At 69.4% G+C, this 18,894-nt stretch carries 18 protein-coding genes and 1 pseudogene; 7 read left to right on the plus strand and 12 right to left on the minus strand.

The window, feature by feature from the left end:
• Positions 1 to 37 precede the first annotated feature (37 nt).
• The 3 genes from GPA04_RS13950 to GPA04_RS13960 are packed head-to-tail and all read right to left on the minus strand — an operon-like array spanning position 38 to position 3,034.
• Positions 38 to 859 carry a carbohydrate ABC transporter permease gene (locus GPA04_RS13950; RefSeq protein ID WP_156224794.1) on the minus strand — a complete coding sequence of 274 codons (822 nt, stop codon included), beginning with the start codon at positions 857 to 859 and terminating at the stop codon, positions 38 to 40.
• Positions 852 to 1,805: a carbohydrate ABC transporter permease gene (locus tag GPA04_RS13955; RefSeq protein ID WP_156224795.1), complete on the minus strand. Its 954-nt coding sequence runs from the start codon at positions 1,803 to 1,805 to the stop codon at positions 852 to 854. The genes GPA04_RS13950 and GPA04_RS13955 overlap by 8 nt, the downstream gene beginning before the upstream one ends.
• Positions 1,802 to 3,034: an ROK family transcriptional regulator gene (locus tag GPA04_RS13960; RefSeq protein ID WP_156224796.1), complete on the minus strand. Its 1,233-nt coding sequence runs from the start codon at positions 3,032 to 3,034 to the stop codon at positions 1,802 to 1,804. Before GPA04_RS13960 ends, GPA04_RS13955 begins: the two co-directional genes overlap by 4 nt.
• Before the next feature lie 152 nt (positions 3,035 to 3,186).
• Here GPA04_RS13960 and GPA04_RS13965 point away from each other — a divergent pair, with 152 nt between their 5' ends.
• Both GPA04_RS13965 and GPA04_RS13970 read left to right on the plus strand, forming a co-directional pair.
• On the plus strand, positions 3,187 to 3,639 hold the full coding sequence (locus tag GPA04_RS13965; RefSeq protein ID WP_156224797.1) for a DUF3253 domain-containing protein: 453 nt from the start codon (positions 3,187 to 3,189) through the stop codon (positions 3,637 to 3,639).
• Positions 3,639 to 4,115 carry an MSMEG_6728 family protein gene (locus GPA04_RS13970; RefSeq protein WP_156224798.1) on the plus strand — a complete coding sequence of 159 codons (477 nt, stop codon included), beginning with the start codon at positions 3,639 to 3,641 and terminating at the stop codon, positions 4,113 to 4,115. The genes GPA04_RS13965 and GPA04_RS13970 overlap by 1 nt, the downstream gene beginning before the upstream one ends.
• Before the next feature lie 34 nt (positions 4,116 to 4,149).
• Here GPA04_RS13970 and GPA04_RS13975 read toward each other — a convergent pair whose 3' ends face one another.
• A complete protein-coding gene (locus tag GPA04_RS13975; protein WP_156224799.1) occupies positions 4,150 to 5,100 on the minus strand; it encodes a helix-turn-helix transcriptional regulator in 951 nt (316 codons plus the stop codon).
• Positions 5,101 to 5,224: 124 nt separating this feature from the next.
• On the opposite strand from GPA04_RS13975, the gene GPA04_RS13980 reads away from it, so the two are divergent.
• From GPA04_RS13980 to GPA04_RS13985, 3 genes and pseudogenes are all read left to right on the plus strand, one after another.
• Positions 5,225 to 6,358, plus strand: coding sequence for an epoxide hydrolase family protein (locus tag GPA04_RS13980; protein ID WP_156224800.1), 1,134 nt, complete (start codon positions 5,225 to 5,227; stop codon positions 6,356 to 6,358).
• Between the two features lie 138 nt (positions 6,359 to 6,496).
• Positions 6,497 to 6,691: pseudogene (locus GPA04_RS21615) on the plus strand (DUF7662 domain-containing protein); the annotation flags it as partial.
• A gap of 90 nt (positions 6,692 to 6,781) precedes the next feature.
• The gene (locus GPA04_RS13985) at positions 6,782 to 7,309 is read left to right on the plus strand and encodes a hypothetical protein (protein WP_241680801.1); all 528 of its coding nucleotides are present in this window, start codon (positions 6,782 to 6,784) and stop codon (positions 7,307 to 7,309) included.
• 397 nt (positions 7,310 to 7,706) lie between these two features.
• Here the strand turns inward: GPA04_RS13985 and GPA04_RS13990 are convergent, their stop codons facing one another.
• The 7 genes from GPA04_RS13990 to GPA04_RS14020 all read right to left on the minus strand — a co-directional run bounded on the left by GPA04_RS13990 (position 7,707) and on the right by GPA04_RS14020 (position 14,986).
• Positions 7,707 to 8,921 (minus strand): MFS transporter, encoded by a 1,215-nt coding sequence (locus GPA04_RS13990; protein WP_156224801.1) that lies wholly within the window; start codon positions 8,919 to 8,921, stop codon positions 7,707 to 7,709.
• Complete coding sequence (locus tag GPA04_RS13995; RefSeq protein ID WP_156224802.1) at positions 8,918 to 9,832, minus strand: aldo/keto reductase; 915 nt, start codon at positions 9,830 to 9,832, stop codon at positions 8,918 to 8,920. Before GPA04_RS13995 ends, GPA04_RS13990 begins: the two co-directional genes overlap by 4 nt.
• A complete protein-coding gene (locus tag GPA04_RS14000) occupies positions 9,829 to 10,866 on the minus strand; it encodes an NAD(P)-dependent oxidoreductase (RefSeq protein ID WP_162458615.1) in 1,038 nt (345 codons plus the stop codon). Before GPA04_RS14000 ends, GPA04_RS13995 begins: the two co-directional genes overlap by 4 nt.
• A gap of 107 nt (positions 10,867 to 10,973) precedes the next feature.
• On the minus strand, positions 10,974 to 12,116 hold the full coding sequence (locus tag GPA04_RS21030; protein WP_162458616.1) for an ABC transporter ATP-binding protein: 1,143 nt from the start codon (positions 12,114 to 12,116) through the stop codon (positions 10,974 to 10,976).
• Entirely contained in the window at positions 12,113 to 12,901 is a 789-nt protein-coding gene (locus GPA04_RS14010; RefSeq protein WP_156224804.1) for an ABC transporter permease, read from the minus strand. Before GPA04_RS14010 ends, GPA04_RS21030 begins: the two co-directional genes overlap by 4 nt.
• On the minus strand, positions 12,898 to 13,794 hold the full coding sequence (locus tag GPA04_RS14015; RefSeq protein ID WP_156224805.1) for an ABC transporter permease: 897 nt from the start codon (positions 13,792 to 13,794) through the stop codon (positions 12,898 to 12,900). The genes GPA04_RS14010 and GPA04_RS14015 overlap by 4 nt, the downstream gene beginning before the upstream one ends.
• Before the next feature lie 85 nt (positions 13,795 to 13,879).
• Positions 13,880 to 14,986 carry an extracellular solute-binding protein gene (locus tag GPA04_RS14020; RefSeq protein ID WP_162458617.1) on the minus strand — a complete coding sequence of 369 codons (1,107 nt, stop codon included), beginning with the start codon at positions 14,984 to 14,986 and terminating at the stop codon, positions 13,880 to 13,882.
• Positions 14,987 to 15,250: 264 nt separating this feature from the next.
• On the opposite strand from GPA04_RS14020, the gene GPA04_RS14025 reads away from it, so the two are divergent.
• A complete protein-coding gene (locus GPA04_RS14025; RefSeq protein ID WP_156224807.1) occupies positions 15,251 to 16,630 on the plus strand; it encodes an aldehyde dehydrogenase family protein in 1,380 nt (459 codons plus the stop codon).
• Positions 16,627 to 18,207 (plus strand): thiamine pyrophosphate-binding protein, encoded by a 1,581-nt coding sequence (locus tag GPA04_RS14030; protein WP_156224808.1) that lies wholly within the window; start codon positions 16,627 to 16,629, stop codon positions 18,205 to 18,207. The genes GPA04_RS14025 and GPA04_RS14030 overlap by 4 nt, the downstream gene beginning before the upstream one ends.
• Positions 18,208 to 18,228: 21 nt before the next feature.
• On the opposite strand, the gene GPA04_RS14035 is transcribed toward GPA04_RS14030, so the two are convergent.
• Positions 18,229 to 18,840, minus strand: coding sequence for a helix-turn-helix domain-containing protein (locus tag GPA04_RS14035; protein WP_156224809.1), 612 nt, complete (start codon positions 18,838 to 18,840; stop codon positions 18,229 to 18,231).
• Between the last annotated feature and the right edge of the window lie 54 nt (positions 18,841 to 18,894).

Here is an 18,894-nt window from a genome sequence, read left to right on the forward strand (position 1 = left end):
CCTTTCTGGGTGCCGGGGCTCCGGCGTCGGCGGGCGCTCATTTGAGCCCCGAGTGGGCAAAGCCAGCGATGATGTGTCGCTGCGCGAAGGCGTAGATCAAGGCGATGGGGATGATCGAAGTCACCGAGCCGGCCATGATGACGTTCCAGTCGGAGGTGTACTGACCGTGCAGCGCGGACAGGCCGAGCGGCAGCGTCATCAGCTCGGGTGAACGGACCACCACGAGCGGCCACAGGAAGCTGTTCCAGCTCGACATGAAGGCGAACACCGCGAGCGTGGCGAGCGCCGGGCGCGCGAGCGGGATGACGATCTGGCCGAAGATCCGCAGATGGGAGGCACCATCGATGGTGGCGGCCTCATCGAGCTCGCGAGGGACGCCGTCGACCGCTTGCTTGAGAAGAAACACCCCGAACGCGGAGGCGATCGAGGGAGCGAGCAGCGCGAAGTAGGTGTCGTTGAGCTGCAGCCGGGTCATCTGGATGAACAGCGGCACCACGAGGACCTGCAGCGGCACCATGAGGGTCGCGAGGTAGACCGCGAAGAGCGCCTGCCGCCCCGGGAAGGGCAGCCGTGAGAACGCGTAGGCCGCCATCGAGGAGGTGAGCAGCTGCAGCACGGTCGTCGCGGTCGCGACACCGAGGGAGTTGGCGGCGATGCGCAGCATCGGGAGCCGCTCGAAGAGCTGGCGGTAGGCGTCCAGGGTGGGGTTGTCGACCAGCAGCGTGGGGCCGGCGGCGAGGGTGCCGTCGGGGGTGATCGAGGTGATGACCGTCCACACGAACGGGAACATCATGAGCAGGGCGCCGATGACGAGTGCGGCGACGAGCGCGACCTTGCGGAGGGTGACGTGCTCACGCATGGGTCACCCACCGCTTCTGCCCGCGCATCTGCAGGAGCGTGACGAGCAGGACGACGGCGAACAGCAGCCAGGAGAGCGCGGAGGCCTCACCGGCGCGGCCGTAGCGGAAGGTGAGGTCATAGATCTCGCCGACGACCACCTGGGTGGCTCCGCCCGGGCCGCCGGCCGTCATCACGTAGACCTGGTCGAAGACCTGGAAGCCGTTGATGAGGCTGATGACGACGACGAAGAACGTCGAGGGTGACAGCAGCGGCAGCGTGAGGCGCCAGAAGCGGTGCCACGCGGAGGCACCGTCCACACGGGCGGCCTCGTAGAGCTCGCCGGGGATCGCCTGCAGCCCGGCGAGCAGGATGACCATGATGAAGCCGAGGTCCTTCCACGCTGAGGCGAGGATGATCGAGGGCATCGCCCAGGTGGGGTCGGTCCACCAGCCGGGCTCGGGCAGGCCGAGGGCGCCCAGCACCGTGTTGACCAGACCGCTGTTGGGGTTCAGGAGCCACTGCCACACCAGCGCGACGACCACCCAGCTGGTGACGACCGGCAGGAAGTAGGCGGAGCGCAGCAGCGAGCGAGCAGGGATCGCGGCGTTGAGGGCGAGCGCGATCAGCAGCCCGCCGATGTAGGTCAGCGGCAGGTAGCCCACGATGTAGGCCAGCGTGTGGCTGAAGGCGGCGCGGGTGCGCTGGTCACCGAGCAGATTGACGTAGTTGTCGATGCCGACCCAGCTCATCGGGGAGATGAGGTTCCACTCGTGCAGGCTCACCCAGGCCGACGAGATCATCGGGATCAGCGTGAAGGCGGTGAGCGGCACCAGGCTGGGCGCGAGGAAGAACGCTGCCCAGGCGAGGGTGCGTCGGCGGGTGCGGGGCCGCCGTCGGGCGGGAGGGGTCGACGGCGACCGGCCGGGTGAGTGGTCGACGTCGCGGTTGGTCAGGGCTGTGGTCATGCGGATCGGGGTTCGCGTCCGGCGCTGGTGTCGGAGAGACGCTCGCGGACGAGGCGGCCCTGGTCGCCGGTGGCACCGGCGACGTCGAAGGGGCTGCCGAGCACGAGGGACGCGGCGCCCTGTGCCCAGGCGACGTCGGACCAGGGCATGACGTGGAAGGGGACGCCGCGGCGGGAGGCCATGAGGGAACGGCGGAAGGCGGGCTCGAAACCAACCTTCCAGTGGTGCCAGGCGATGACGCCCTCGCCGTGGAGCACGACGATCTCGGGGTCGATGGTGTGGACGACGCCGGCGAGGGCGCGGGCGAGAACTCTTCCGGCGTGGGCGTAGACCTCCTGGGCGGCCGGGTCGCCTGCGTCAGCGAGCGCGAGGAGGTCGTCTGTGGTGGCGACGGTGTCATCCGCGAGGAGGCCGACCGCGCGGGCGGCACGGATGAGGGCGGCATCGCCGACGATGGTCTCGAGGCACCCGACCGAGCCGCAAGAGCACGGCATGCCGTCGGGATCGATGGGGATGTGCCCGATCTCGCCGGCGGCGCCGTGGCTGCCGCGGTGGACGGCGCCGTCGACGACGACGCCCGCTCCGATGCCGCGGCCGATCGTGACGACAAGGGCATCGGCGTGATCAGCGACAGGCCCGAAGAGGAGCTCGGTGGCGGTGAGGGCGTCGACGTCGTTCTCGACGAGGACGGGGAGGTTGAGGGCTGCGCGAAGGGTGGCGCCGACGGCCGCCTCACCCCAGCCGATGAAGGGGGCGGTGACCACGCCGGAGGCCTGGCTGTCGACGGCGCCGGGGATGCCGACGCCGATGCCGAGCACAACGGCGTCGGCGACCTCGACCGTGGCGGCCAGGATGGCGGCGAGGTCGGTCTGCGCGGTGGCGCTGGTGGCGTCGAAGGGGTGGCTGTCGCTGGCGGCGACGGTGCCGTCGAGATTCACGATGACGGTGGTGACGTGGTCGGCGGTAACCTTCGCGCCGATGGCGCAGGAGTTCGCGCTGGTGAGGCCGAGGAGGCGGCCGGGCCGGCCGCCCGTCGAGGGCGTGGTGTCGAGCTCGGTGACCATGCCGCGTTCGAGGAGCTCCTTGGCGACCGCGGTGAGCCGCGCCGGCGAGATCTGGAGCGTGCGCGCCAGATCGGCCCGCGACATCGGGCCGCGTGTGCCGAGCAGCCCGAGCACCGCCGACTGGACATGGTCCTGGCCGTGCACGCTTGCCTTCGTCGTCGCCATCGAGACCCTTTGTTTGGTGCTTTATTAAGTCGGGAAGATAGTCGACGGCGGCGTGCGAGTCAACAGGGAAGTCCCCGCCACGCATCGCCGCGACGGCATCGGGCGCGAGACATGCCCTCAGCCTCGGGGGTGGCACCTGCGACGATTGAGTTGTGTCACGCGAGGACGGCAGCAGCGGCGAGCTCACCGAGCCAGGGCACCATGTCGTCATCGATGGCCGCCGCTGGCGAGCCACCGATCCGTCGATTCCACCCGTGCTCCGCGACAAGCTCGTCTCGGCGCTGATGGCCGCACGACGCGCGGTCCGCACCGACGAGACCGCTCGCCCCGCCGTCCACGACGCGAAGGTGGCGCTCGGGGAGCGCGGTGAACCGTGGTGGGAACCGACCACGCCGGAGGGCCGTGTCGACCGGCTTCAGCGTGCGGCGCGGGCGCTGCTGCGGCACCGCGGCGAAGACGGCGCCGTCACCGTGGAGGATCTCGCGACCCTCTCGCCCGGAGCCGGTATCGAACTCTCAGACGCGGAGAACGCCGTTGCCCACCTCACCGGCAAACCGGACGCGACCGCCGTCCGTCAGGCCGACCTCGACAACGAGAACCCCTGATGCAGACCTTCCTGCCTTACCCGAGCTTCGAGGAGTCGGCACAGGCTCTCGACGACAAGCGCCTCGGCAAGCAACGCGTCGAAGCGATCCAGGTGATCCGCGGGCTCGTCGTGCCTGGGTACGGCTGGCGCCACCATCCCGCCGTCAAGATGTGGGCCGGCCACCTCGAGGCCCTCGGCCGCTACGGGCTCACCTGCTGTGAGGTCTGGCTGGCCCGCGGCTACGCCGACACCTGCGCGGCGACCATCGCCGCCGACGTCGCCTCCGCCGGCGTCACCACCATCCGCAGCGAGGCCGAGCTGGTCGCCGCGGGCGCGCTCCCCTGGTGGCTGGGCATCGAGGAGTTCCATCGCCGCCACCGCAGCAGGTTGCTCGCCAATGACCCCGCGCACTACGGCGTGCTCTTCACCGAGCCCACCGACCTCGAGTACTGGTGGCCACCCGCCGAGCCGGACCCCGACACGATCCCTCGGTGATCGCAGCGACCGCGTCACCATGGCATCGCGCGGCTCACCCCGGAGTCGCCCGCGCGTACCGCTCAGCCAGTGTTCGCACGTGCTCCACCAGCTCAGCCGGCTCCGTGACGTGGAAGTCGATCCCGAGCATCCCGATCCACACCGCCACCACCTCCACGCTGTCGCCGCCGGTCACCAGCACGCTGCGCCCGTCGACGAGCGCCTCCACCGTCCCGACGGCAGGGTTGATGCGGGCCAGCACCTCCGCGGCCGGCGCGTCGACCGTGATGCGCGCGTGCACCGCCCATCCGGTCCGCGCGACCTCGCGCACCACGAACTCGGTGAAGTCGCCGGGGAACGGCACCGGTGTGAACCGCCGGCCGCCGGGGGTGCGCAGCTGCAGCCAGTCCACCCGGTACGGCCCCCACTCCCCGTTGCCGGGCTCCCGCGCCACCAGGAACCACCGCCGCTGCCACGCCACCAGCCGGTACGGCTCCAGCTCCAGCGGGTCGTCGCGGTAGTAGACCCGCAGGCCCTGGTGGTCGCGGATCGCGTCGGCCACCGCGGCCAGCGTGGCCGAGTCGACCGCCGGGTCCTCGACGTTGGAGTCGGTGTTCTCCGGACCGCTCGTGCTCGCGTCGCGGATCGCTGCCAGACGGCGCCGCAACCGCTCCGGCATCACCTGCTCCAGCTTGGTCAGCGCGGACTGGGCGGGCTCCTCGAACCCGGCCGTCGCCGTCGTGCGGCGCAGCCCGACGGCGACCGCCACCGCCTCGGCGTCGTCCAGCAGCAGCGGGGGCAGCCGGGCGCCCGCCCCCAGCCGGTACCGGCCGCCGGGCCCGCGCACGCCGTCCACGGGGTAGCCCAGCTCGCGGAGCCGGGCGACGTCGTTGCGGACCGTCCGGTCGGTCACCTCGAGCCGCTCGGCGAGCTCGGCACCGGACCAGTCCGGGCGCGACTGCAGCAGCCCGAGAAGCGCGAGCAGTCGTGCGGATGTCGATCCCATGACACACCCCCAGAAACCGTTGAAACGCGCCCAAAGTACCGGAAGAGACTGTTCCTGAACACCTCATACCGTGAGGTCAACGAGCTGGACGACGACCCGGCTCACGACCACGGGAGCACCTGACATGACCACCATCAACCCCGCCGCCGGCCTCGAGATCCGCCCGTTCGCCGTCGAGATCCCCCAGGCCGACCTCGACGACCTGCGCGAACGGCTCGGGCGCACCCGCTTCGCTCCGGCGGCGCCCGGCGACTCCTGGGACTACGGAACCCCGCAGTCCTACCTGCGCGAGATGGTCGAGCGGTGGAAGACCTTCGACTGGGCCGCCGTCGAGAACCGCTTGAACGGCTACCCGAGCTTCGTCACCGAGATCGAGGGGCAGCCGCTGCACTTCCTGCACGTGCGCTCGCCCCACGAGGGCGCGACGCCGCTGCTGCTCGCCCACACCTACCCCGGCTCGGTGCTCGACTTCCTCGACATGATCGACCAGCTCGTCGACCCGGTCGGTCACGGCGGCCGCGCCGAGGACGCGTTCGACGTCGTGATCCCCTCGATGCCGGGCTTCGGGTTCTCCACGCCGATGGTCGGGGAGTGGACGATGGCGCGGGTGGCGCGCAGCTACGACACCCTCATGCGCGCGCTCGGCTACGACTCCTACGGCATCCACGGCAGCGACGCCGGCGCGATGATCGGGCGCGAGCTGGCGATCCTCGACCCCGAGGGCTTCCGCGGCGCCCACGTGCTGCACCTGTTCTCCTTCCCCTCCGGCGCGCCCGGCGAGATGGACGAGTTCGGCGAGAAGGAGTACGCGGCGCTCGGGCACATGCAGTGGTTCCAGTCGGTCGGCGCCTACAACACGATGAACGCCTCGCGGCCACAGACGGTGGCGGCCGGGCTGGCCGACTCCCCGGTGGCCACGCTGGCCTACCACGAGCTGTTCGAGAGCTTCGGCAACGGCACCTCGCTGGTGAGCGCGGACCAGGTGCTCGCGCAGGCCACGCTGTACTGGCTGACCAACACCTACGCCACCGCCGCCCGGTACCACTACGCCGAGCAGCGCTCCGGCGCCGAGCCGGTGGTCAGCACCGGGCGGATCGGCGTCGCGGTGTTCAAGGACGACTTCCAGACCATCCGCAGCCTCGCCGAGCGCGACAACGCCCGGATCGAGCACTGGTCGGAGTTCCCCCGTGGCGGGCACTACGCCGCGATGGAGGTGCCCGACGACGTCGTCGGTGACCTCCGGGTGTTCTTCGGCTGAGGCCGGATGGGTCGGGCGCCGTCGGGCTGGGATGCCCGACGGCGTCCGGTGCCCTCGGGAATGCGTCACCTCAGGGATGGGTCGAACTGTCAACCTGGCGGTGGGACATCGTCGGCGCTCGCTGCCATGATCAACGGTATGGCCAACTGGCAACCGCTACGCGACCGACTGGGCAGGGTCGGTGACTCCATCACGCTCGACTGGGACGAGATCGACCGACTGGTTGGCGGACTTCCCCCGTCGGCGACCGATCACACAGCGTTCTGGGGCGGCGCTCGACCGGCTTGGGCGGGATTTCGGGCGCACGAGGTCCGCGTGGGGCGAGAGGTTACCTTCGTGCGCACACGGGCAGGTGCCGGCAGTGGCCCAGACGGCGACCACGCCACCCCCGGTTCATTCGCGAGTCCCGACGAGATTCGTTGGGTGGGCACCAACGAGGGCCGGCCCGTGTGGGCCGACGTTGCGCTACACGTCCTCATTGGAGTGGCAAGCCGCTACGGCGCGGTCATCTCCTACTCGGATCTGGCGGCGCAAGTTCAGGAGCAGTCAGGTCTTCGCACCCGAGTGCCCCTGCGCAACTGGATCGGCGGCATGCTGGCGGAGGTCGTCCATCGCTGCCACCGCGAAGGACTACCGCCGCTAACTTCGCTCGTCGTTCACAAAGATGACGGCCAGGTCGGGGTCGGCTATGACGAGGTACTGACCGTTCTAGGCATCGCACCGACCGACGATCAGCTCGAGCGCGAGACCTACGCCGCTGAGGGTCGGCTCGCCTGCTACCGCAGGTGGGCGAACGATGTCCCGCCCAACGCCACGGCCACTCTGACGGCAGAGTTCGAGCGCAGCGTGCAGTGGCGGCGCCGTCGATCGGCCACACCTGTGCCTCCTGCGCTCTGCCCGACATGCTCGATACAACTACCCGCCTCGGGTGGGTGCGACTATTGCAGCTGACCAGCCCTCGGGAATCTCATGGACGGGCCTGGCAACCATCGGTTGTGCTGGGCAGCCGAGCGGCCATTGTCAGGAACCTGCGACCTCGCTCGCGAGTCGCTGACAACCAGGTTCACGAGACTTCCCCGGCCTGAGTTCCGAGGCGTTTGAGCGTGAGATCGAGGAGGCGCTGCTCGAGCACGTCACTGACTTCCTGCTCGACCTAGGCGCCGGGGGATCCGTCATCGTCCAATGACGCGAAGACGCTCGGAATGCTGCTTTGCACGAGCCGAGGGATGGTCCGCGCCGAGTACGCACTCGAAGACACCACGAAAGCTCTCGGAATCTACGAGCACGGGCTCGTCGAGTCCCCTCAGAAGCGTGGTGGCTTCCCGCGGAACCCCCCGCTGACCGACACTCACGCGTCCACCGGCACTCGCGGCACCGACCGCGGATCGGGGTACCGCCGCCGCATCACGAGCGCAACCGCGAGTCCTGACAGGGCGAGCACGGCGAGCCCCGTCAACCCGTAGCTGAAGGAGCCCGTCACGTCGCGGCTGGCACCGAGCGCCCACGCGGCGAGCAGGCCGCCGATGTTGGCCACCAGGTTGGAGTAGCCGTTGCTGAGCGGGGCGGTCTCTGCTCCGAGGAACCGCGTGGGGAGCGCGAACAGCGGCCCGAAGTAGACCTGCACGAACACCGACATCACACCGACGCTGAGGAACAGCAGCACTGAGTCCTGTGCCCAGGCAATCGCGGCCAGCGACACCGTCAGCACGGCCAACGACGTCGCGATCATGGCCAGCGGCGCCCGGAGCCGGTCCGAGATGTAGCCCCCCAACATGTTCGCGGGCGCCGTCAGCAGCGAGGCGCCGGCGACCACGATGCCGGCCTGCTGCAACGAGAGCCGGTGATCGGCCACGAGGAACGTCGGCAACCAGTAGGTGATCCCGTTGGCGACGCCGAACCTCACGAACTGCAGCCAGCCGGCCCCGAGCGCCACCGGCTCGCGCAGCATCACCCCCAGGTGCCGGACCGACAGCGATGCCGCGCCCCGCGGGGCCGGCCCCGGGCCGCCCAGCCAGTGGTACCCAGCCACCACGAGCAGGCCCATCGCCCCGAAGATCACGAACAGCAGCCGCCAGCCCAGCGGCTCCACCAGGAACGGGCCGATCGTCGAGAGCGCGATGTTCGAGGAGAACCCGCCCGCCACGTACAGGCCCATGGCGGTCGCGCGCCGCTCGGTGGGGAACTCGTGCGTGATCAGCAGCATCCCGGGCACGAACACCAACGACCGGAAGATGCCCGCCAGCCCCTGGTTCACCAGGATCAGCGCGTAGGAGTCCAGCACGGAGAACGCGCACGTCAGCACCAGCACGCCCAGCAGCCCGATCGTGTACACCCGCTTCGGCCCGAACCTGTCGGCGATGGCGCCCGCCGGGATCTGCATCGCCGCGAACGTGATCAGCGCGACCGCGGAGATCATCCCAGCCTGGGTGAAGCTCAGCCCGATGTCGCTGCGGATCAGCGGGAGGAACAGCGCGATCCCGCCCACGCTGAGCGCCTGCAGGCTCTGGCAGACCACCACGAGCGCGATCGTGGTGACGCGCCCCCGCCCCGACAGCGCCGTCATCGTGCGGTGATGGCGTGGATCTCCGCGAGATCCTCCTCGGTCAGCTCCCACGAGGCGGCGGCGACGTTGGCCACCACCTGCTCGGGTGACGTCGCCCCCGCGATCACCGACGACAGCCCGGGCCGTGTCAGCAGCCAGGAGAACGCCAGCTCGACCATCGTGCGGCCGTGCCGCTCGCAGAAGCCCACCAGTGCCTCGACGACGTCGAGGTTCGCCTCGGTGACCAGCTGATCGCGCCGCGGACCCGATTGCACCGTCCACCGCGCACCCGCCGGCGCCTCCGCACCGCGCCGGTACTTCCCGGTCAGCAAACCGCCCGCGAGCGGGAAGTAGGGCAGGTAGCCGGTCTGGTGGTCCAGGCACCACGGCAGTACCTCGGCCTCGTCTACGCGCGCGAGCAGCGAGAGCTCGTTCTGGACGCTCACCACAGGCAGCACGTCCCGTAGCGCGTACGCCTCGTCGAGGAGTGCGACGTCGAAGTTCGAGCAACCGACGTAGCGCACCTTGCCCGCCGCCACCAGCGAGGCCAGCGCGGCGAGAGTCTCCTGCAGCGGTGTCGCGGGATCGGGGAAGTGGATCTGGAACAGGTCGATCCGATCCGTGCCGAGTCGCCGCAGGCTCGCCTCGCAGCTGGCGACGACGTTGCCCGCGGACGCATCCCGCGGCTCGAACCCGAACTTGGTCGCGACGATCACGCTGTCCCGGTCACCGCCCAGCGCCTGCCCGAGGAAGACCTCGCTCTCACCACCGCCGTAGGAGTCGGCGGTGTCGAACAACGTGATCCCCTCCTCGAGCGCGGCGTGGACCACCTCGGCGCTGGCGTCCGCGTCCAGGCGCCTTCCGAAGTTGTTGCACCCCAGGCCCACCTCGCTCACGCGAAGTGGGCCCAGGGCACGGGTGGGGACACTCACGCGGTGGCCACCTGTGCCGACTCCGCCTCGCGCCTCTTGATGTCGGAGACGATCGCCTCGGCGATCGCCATGCACTGCGCGCCGCGCGAACGATAGGTCGCGCCACCGTTGTGCGGGGTCAGCGAGACGTTCGGCATCGAGACGAACTCCTCGGGCACGTAGGGCTCGATGACCTTCGGCGGCTCGCTGGTGAAGACGTCGAGGCCGGCGCCCGCGATCGTGCCCGCCTGCAGCGCCGCGATCAGCGCGTCCTGATCGACGAGCCGGCCACGTGCCACGTTGAAGAAGTACGCGGTGGGCTTCATGAGCGAGAAGTGCCGTGCCGTGACCATCTTGAGGTTCTGCGGCTCGGCGTTGGTGAGCAGGCAGACGAAGTCGGCCTCGCGGAACAGGTCGTCAGGATCCGCGACCCACTCGACGCCGTAGGCGACCTCCTCCTCGGGGCTCAGCCGGGTCCGCTTGGTGTAGAGCACCCGCATGTCGAGCGCCTTGAACCGCTTGGCCGCCTGACGCGCGACCTTGCCGAACCCGTACAACGCCACCGTCTTCCCGGTGCACCCCAGACCCATCAGGTCCATCGTCATCTCCTGGAAGAAGCGACGCTCGCGGCAGTACCGGTCGGACTCCACGAACCGGTACGCGGCCGAGAGCACGTGGGTGACGAGCAGGTCGGCGGTGGCCCGCGGGTTCAGGCCCCACCCGTTGTCGTCCCAGTCCTCCGGATTCTCCGGCGGCGTGGGGTGCTCGGCGACCAGCCACGGGATGCCCGCCTCCTCCACGGCCTCCAGGTCGTGGATGTCACCGCGGGTGCCCGCCACCCCGTAGCCCAGCAGGTTCGGGTTGGCCTCGACGACGGACCGCGTGACCGGGATCGTGTGCATGCAGTACAGGTAGTCGGCGCGCTTGACCGCGTCCTCGACCTCCGGAACCGTCATCTCACGGTGCTGCCACCGGAACACCTCCACCTCGGCGTGCTCACGCATGTACTCCAGCGCGGGCTCCGGGATCGGCTGGGACACGAATATCCGGTACATCGGTTCTCCTTCGTCGTTCTTCTTCTGAATGGATGTGGACATCTGGACGCGCGGGCGCGCTCGGGGACGGCGTGCTCGGGATCCCTGCCGGGGTGGATGGCGCGAGCTCAGGCCGCGGACGTGCGCACGCATCGGCACGCGGCGGTCGGCCAGGTCATGGCGACCTCCTCGCCCGGGCTGAGATCGAACGGGGCACCGACCGGCACCCGGGCGATCAGCTGCTGCCCGTCGGCGCCGCGCAGCAGCACCCGCCGCGACTCGCCGGCGAAGATCACGTCGGTGACCGTGGCGGTCACGCTGCTGACGCCGTCGAGCTGTGAGCCCGCCCCGGCGAGCTGGACGTCACCGGGACGCACCACGGCGAGGCACGCGTCGCCGTCGTCGACCCCTGCCCCGAGCCCGACCACCCGACCGCCGGGCACCTCCACCGCGACCTCACCGGTGCCCACGGCGCGAGCCTGGCCCCGGAAGATGTTGGACTCGCCGATGAAGTCGGCCGCGATCTCGTTGCTGGGCCGCAGGTACAGCTCCTCGGGGGTGCCGAACTGGACCAGCTTGCCGTCGGAGAGGAGGGCGATCTTGTCGCTCATCGTCAACGCCTCCTCCTGATCGTGCGTCACGTTGATCACGGTCACTCCCAGCCGCTGGCTGAGCTGCCGGATCTCGATCTGCAGCGACTCGCGCAGGTTACGGTCCAGAGCGCCCAGCGGCTCGTCCATCAGCAGCAGCCGGGGGCGGGCGACGATCGCGCGCGCCAGTGCCACACGCTGCTGCTGGCCACCGGAGAGCTGGCTCGGCATCCGCTTCTCGAAGCCCGTCAGGCGCACCGACCCGAGCGCCTCGTCGATGCGGCTGCGGCGCTCCTTCGCCGGCACCTTGGCGCGTGCGAGCGGGTACTCGACGTTGCGGTACACGTTCAGGTGCGGGAACAGCGCGTAGTTCTGGAAGACCATGCCGATGCCCCGCCGGTGCACCGCGACACCGTGCATCGAGACGCCGTCGATGCGGATCTGTCCCTCGGTCGGGTCGATGAACCCGGCGATCATGCGCAGCAAGGTCGTCTTTCCCGAGCCAGATGCACCGAGAAGAGTGACGAACCACCCGGGCTCGATCGTCAAGGAGATGCCGTCGACCGCGGTCGCCTCGCCGTAGCGCTTGACCACGTCGAAGAGCTCGACGGAGGAACCTCCGGCCGCGAGGCTGGTGGCCGGGCTGTCCTCGGCCGGCCTTGTCAGGGACTGTGTGCTCACGGTGCGACCTTTCTGTTCCTGAGCCGTGGGAGTCCGGCGGCGAGGGCGAGGAAGAGGATGGAGATGACGGTGATCAGCGTCGACGCGGCCGACGTTGAGGGATCGGCCCCCGAGATCACCTCGCCCCAGACGACCACGGGGATCGTGCGGAACGTCGGAGAGTTCATGAAGCTCGCGACCATGAACTCGTCCCAGGAGGAGATGAAGGCCAGCACGCCGCCGATCACCACGGACGGTGCGACGATCGGCAGCGTGACGGTGCGTAGCGTCGTCATCTCGTCGGCGCCGCAGATCCTGGCGGCCTCCTCGATCTGCTTGTCGAGGGTGGCGAGCCTGGCCAGCACGTTGATGAACACGAACGGCACGCCGACCGCGGCGTGCGCGAGGGCGAGCCCGATGACCGACCCGGTCAGGTCGGTGCGAACGGCCACCATGTAGACGCCCACGCTCAGCACCACACCGGGGACGACCACAGGACTCATCGCGATCCCCGTCACCAGCGAGGCCGGGAAGATCTTCGTGCGTGTGGCGCCGATGGCGAGGGCGGAGCCGACGGCCATGGCGAGCGCCGCCGCCAGGATCCCGACCGCGAAGCTGTTGCCGAAGGCCTGCACCCACATCGTGTCCGTGAAGACCTCGGCGTACCAGCGCAACGACCAGCCCTGCGGCGGGAACGACACGATCCGACCGCTGCCGAAAGAGGTCACCACGACGACGATCGTGGGGAACAGGAAGATGACTGCCATCAGGATCGCCAGCGCGGTGACGCCGAAGCGTGGCCTCATCGCTGGCCTGCCTTGTCGAGTCCGAGGATCCGGCCGATCCCGAGGTACTTGCCACCGACAGCCAACGTGATCAGGACGATGAGAAGCAGGACCACCGCCTGCGCCGCACCCACGTCGGTGCTGAGGAACGCCTGCACCTGCTGGACGATGGCGGTGCCGATGTAGACGTTCTGGGCGCTGCCGAGGATCTGTGGAGTGATGTAGAAGCCGAGCGCCATCACGAAGACGAGCACCGCGCCCGCGAGCGCGCCTGGCCGCGACAGCGGCACGATGACCCGCCAAAAGACGGTGGCGGGCCGCGACCCCATGATCTGCGCCGCCTCCTCGAGCTCCCGGGGGATCGCACGCATCTGGGCGTAGATCGTGAGGACCGTGTAGGGGGCGAGGACGTGGGCCATCCCGAGATAGACGGCGAAGTCCGTCCCCATCATCCGGATCGGTTCGTCGACGATGCCGAGAGCGACCATCGCGGTGTTGATCAGCCCGGTGTTGTTGAGGAGGAGCTGCCAGGAGTAGGTGCGAACCAGGGTGCTGGTCCAGAACGAGACCAGCAGGCACGTCGCCAGGATGATCACGATCGTCCTGCGTGCCCGCGCCAGCACGTAGGCGTACGGGTAGGAGACGACGAGGCAGACCACGGTGACGGTCAACGACATCCGCACCGTCGTCCAGATCGAGCGCCGGAAGATCCCGCTGGAGAACGCATCGACGAAGTTCTGCGGGTCAGAGACGGCGCGGATCGTCATCAGCAGCACCGGCAGCAGGAACGCGACGGCCATGTAGAGCACCGCAGCGGACTGGAAGGCACCTATGCCACTGAGCCAGGCGGGCCTGGGAGCGGCCTTGCTGCGCACTGCCTGGTCGGGGACAGTCGCCGAGTCGAGCGTGGTCACCTCGTCCTCATTCGGTCGTCGGTCGGTGTGGGCGGCCACCGGCCGCAGGGGAGCGAACACCCCCTGCGGCCGGCGAGGTGATCGATCAGCCGGCGAGCCACTCCGAGATGTGCTCGATGACCTCGGGGCGGTTCGCGCCCCACCAGTCGAGGTCGAAGTAGATCGGTGCCTGGTCGCCGCCCAGCTCGTGCTTGGTCGGAAGGAAGTCCAACCACTCCGAGTCCGGGTCGGCGCCGGCTGCGCTGGGGTTCAGCGGCCCGTAGGCGATGTGGTTGCCGATCGCACCCTGGTTGTCGACGATGTAGGCGATCAGCTTCTGGGCGTTCTCCAGGTTGGGCGCGCCCTTCGGGATGTAGATGTAGTCGGCCTCCTGGACCTGCAGCCCCCAGGCGATCGCGACGGGGTAGCCCTCTTGGGCCGCGATGGCGACGCGGCCGTTGTTGCAGATGCCCAGCACGGACTCACCGGTGGCCACGTCGTTGATGCACTGCTGGTGGTCCTCGGCGACGATGAGCTGTTCCTTGATCGGCTCGAAGACCGAGAGCGCACGGTCGACGTCGAGCGGGTACAGCTCGTCGCGGGGTACCCCGTCGGTGAGCAGCGCCGCCTCGAGGACACCGTGCCAGCCGTTGCCGGTGGGACCGATCGTGCGGTACCCGTCGATGCTCGGGTCAAAGAAGTCGCTCATACCGGTGAGGTCACCCTCGGAGAAGGTGTCGGTGTTGTAGGTCAGGACGGCGGCCAGGCTCAGCAGCGGGACCGCCTGCGGGTATGCCGGGTAGCCGGCGTCGTCGAAGGCAGCGCAGTCGATGACGTCGCAGTCGAGCATCTCCAGCATCGGGTTGTCGGTGACGCCGTAGCTGATGTTGCCCTGGGCGACGTCCCACGCCATGGCACCGGCGTTGGCCATCTCCTCGAGCTTGGTCCAGGAGACGGAGTTGTCCTGAACCACGGTGATGCCGCTGACCTCGGTGAACGGCTCGTACCAGGCGGCCTCCTGCGCTTCCGCTCCGGTCCCCCCGAAGTTGGCGAAGACGACCTCGCCCTCTCCGGCATAGGGGTTGTCGCCGTCGCTCTCGGAGGACGGCTCGTCAGCGGACGACTCGGCAGAGTCAGCTGTGGAACACGCGGCGAGTGCGATGAGCATGCCGGCGGCAAGCCCGGCTGCCGCAGCACGACGACCAGCTCTCATGGGGATCCCTCTCATGGGTGGTGGGGTGTCGATCAGGGCTCCGGCGCACGGCGGCTGAGCTGGTCGGAGCACCGGAGGTGTGACGACGGCTCGGTGTACTGGAGTTGCTTCACAGTAAACACGTGGTGCGTACTGAGCAATGCACGTAATCAAAAAGATACGTTCGTAACACAGGCGCAACATCCGGCTCCTACGTTGCGGATACCGGGCGCGTCATGTGCCAGGAATCGCGTGGTGCGCCACACAAGCGGTGGAGGTTGTCTCGTGACGGAGTACGCAGTGGTCGACCCCGCGACGGGTGTGAGACACCGCCGCTACCCGACCGCGACCGACGCCGAGCTCGCGGACTCGCTCGCTCAGGCCTGGCAGTGCTACCGCAGCGACTGGAGCGAGCGGGCGGCGGCGCCGGAGCGGGCGAGGCTGCTCCACGCGGTGGCTGACGCGCACCTCGATCAACGGGACGAGCTGGCACGACTGATCCAGCTCGAGATGGGCAAGAGCGTGCAAGGGGCACGCGGTGAGGTCGAGTTCAGCGCCGACATCTACCGCTACTACGCCGACCGCGCGTCGGTGTTCCTCGCCGATCGGCCGATCGAGCTGCTGAGCGGCCCGGGCGTTGCCGTGACGCGACCGAGCCCGGTCGGCCCGCTGCTGGGCATCATGCCGTGGAACTACCCGTACTACCAGGTCGCCCGGTTCGCCGCACCGAACCTGCTCCTGGGCAACCCGGTGCTGCTCAAGCACGCACCGCAGTGCCCGTCGTCGGCAGAGGCGATCGCCGACATCCTGCGATCAGCGGGCGCGCCGACAGGCGCCTACCAAGACGTGCGCCTGGACCATGACCAGGTCGCTCGGGCGATAGCCGATCCCCGCATCCGAGGCGTCTCGCTGACGGGCTCGGACCGCGCGGGGGCGGTGGTCGCCTCTCACGCCGGCCGACACCTGAAGAAGGTGGTCCTGGAGCTCGGTGGTTCGGACCCCTTCCTGGTCCTCTCCGGCGAGGATCTCGACGGCGTCGCCGCCGAAGCCGTCCGAGCGCGGATCTCCAACGTCGGCCAAGCGTGCAACGCGGCCAAGCGCATCATCGTGCTCGAGGAGTTCTACGACCGGTTCAGGGACCTGTTCGTGACCCACCTCCGCCGAGCCGCCGAGGGCCTCGGCCCGCTGTCGTCAGCCTCGGCGGCGGCTGCGGTCGCCGAGCAGGTCGAGCGTGCTCGGGCAGCGGGCGCGCGCGTCGACGTCGTACGGTCGCCCCTGAACCCGGGCGATGCCGTCGTCGCCGTCATCGACCAGATCCCTGCCGGATCTGCCGTTCTCCAGGAGGAGATTTTCGGTCCGGTGGCGATGCTGCTGCGCGCTCGGAACGAGAGCGACGCCGTCGAGCTGGCCAACGGGACGCCGTACGGGCTCGGCTCGTACGTCTACAGCGCGGACCCTGCCCAGGTGCAACGCGTGGCTGACCGTCTGGAGGTCGGCATGGTCTTCGTCAACTGCATCGACGCCGACGGAGTCGAGACTCCCTTCGGCGGGACCAAGCGATCGGGGTTCGGGCGTGAGCTCGGAGCCGCGGGTGTCGAGGAGTTCATGAACCACAAGCTGATCCGCACGACCGAGGACGCCACCGAGGCCGGAGCGGTCCGATGACCGGGCGCACGACCGGTGTCGCGGTGATCGAGGCGCTCGAGGCCAACGGGGTGGACCTGGTCTTCGGTATCCCGGGAACCCACAGCATGGAGCTCTACCGAGGACTGTCCGAGCGCGGCCTGCGCCATGTCGTCACCCGTCACGAGCAGGGTGCGGCCTATGCCGCCGACGGCTACACGCGCGCGACGGGCCGGCCCGGCGTCGTCATCACGACCTCCGGACCCGGCCTCACGAACGCGCTGACAGGCATCGCCAACGCCCACGCCGACGGCGTCCCGATGCTGGTGATCTCGCCCGGCATCCCCACGGGGCAGGAACGCCAGGACATCGGCTGGATGCACGAGACGAAGGACCAACGTGCGGCTGCCGATGGCGTGGCTGCCCGCAGCGTGCGGGTGGGGACGCCGGCCCAAGCGGTGGCCGCCGTCCACGAGGCGTTCGCGCGGTGGGCGGTCGAGCATCCCCGGCCGATCCACATCGAGATCCCCCTGGACGTACTGGAGTCGCCCGCGAGCGCGCCGACACCGGCATGGCCGCGCCCCTACAGGCCGGCAGCGGATCCCTCCGGGATCGCGGCAGCCGCCGAGCTGATCCTGGCCGCCGAGCGAATCACCCTCGTCGCCGGCCCCGGCGGTCTCGACGCGGCGGCTGCCATCCGCGGCCTGGCGGCCCACGTCGACGCCGCCGTCGTCACCACCACCCTGGCCAAAGGCATCGTCGACGAGACCGATCCGCGCTGCGTCGGCGAGTTCTTCGGTGAACCGTTGCTGGCACCGCTGATGGCGCAGACCGACCTGCTGCTGGTGCTCGGGGCCACCGTCCCGGACCTGAGCACGCGCTATCCGGACTTCTCCGGGACGCTGGTACGCGTCGACCTGGACCCGGCCCGACTGCACCGCAACGCGGTCGCCGACGTCGCGCTGCTGGGGGACGTCGGGCTGGTTGCGGAACAGCTCATGGCCGCGCTGCCACCGCAGTCACGCCAGGGGGTTGCACGTGCTGGTCGCGCACGAGCCGACGCACTTGCCGCGATGGAGTCGGTCTCCGGGCGTTGGCGCGCGATCCAGGACGCGCTCCGCACGGCTCTGCCGCCTGACGTCATCATCACCGGCGACAGCTCCCAGGTGTCCTATCGCGGCACCGGTCCGTACTGGACCTTCCGTGAGCCCCGCCACTACCTGGTCACCACCGGGTACTCCACCCTGGGCTACGCGCTTCCAGCGGCGATCGGTGCCAAGCTCGCGCTGCCTCAGGCGGCCGTCGCCGCTGTCATCGGTGATGGCGCCCTGATGTTCTGCCTTCAAGAGCTCATGACAGCGGCCGAGCTGGGGCTGTCGCTGCCGATGCTGGTGGTGGACAACCACGGCTTCGGTGAGATCAGGGAGAACATGGCTGATCGAGGCATCCCGCCGTTCGCGGTCACGCTCGACTCGCCGGACCTGCTGGTCCTGGCACGGTCCATGGGGTGGATCGCGCACGAGGCTGCGGACCCGGACGAGGCCGCTTCGTTGATGGCGACGGCCCTGCACGCGGACGGCCCCACCATGGTCCGCCTACGCGTCCCCGAGGCCGCCTGAGCCACCCGGCTCGCGGACCACTCAGCGCTTCGGCGGTTCCTGTCGCTGGTCGCGACCCACGGCGGGAGCGAGCACCCACATCACCTGGGCCGTGATGTCACCGATGTTGGTGAAGCTGTGGGGGGCCGAGGAGAACGTGAGCGAGTCGCCGGGATCCAGCTCATAGGACTCGGTCTCGATCTCCAGCCGGATGCGACCGGACAGCACGTGCACGAACTCGACCTCGACCGGCAGCTCGTACGGCTCGTCGCCCGAGCCTCCGCCCGGCTCGATGTCGGTCAGGTGGACCTGCAACCGCTGCTCAACACCCGGCGTGAGCAGGTACTCGGTCAGGTCACGCCCGCCGAAGTAGACGACCTCGCGGTCCGCAACGCGCACCAGGCGGGTCGGAGACCAGACGAGGATGTCGGACAGGTCGGTCTCGAGAGCTGCACACAGTCGCAGGAGAGCGCTGACCGAGATCGACGTCTGTCCGTGCTCGAGCTTGGAGAGGAAACCCCGCGTCAGGCCCGACCTCTCGGCTACGGCCGCCAGGGTCTCGCGCCGCTGTCGACGAATCTCACGGATCCGGCCGCCGAGGTTCTCCATGACGTCGTCGACCGAGGACGCACCCGACTGCTTACCAACTGCCACATCGCTCCGATCGTGACGTCTGCGTCGCACGACGCACGTTCCGGAGACGACATG

The sequence above is a fragment of the Pseudactinotalea suaedae genome (genome assembly GCF_009733815.1).
Lineage (GTDB): Bacteria > Actinomycetota > Actinomycetes > Actinomycetales > Beutenbergiaceae > Pseudactinotalea > Pseudactinotalea suaedae.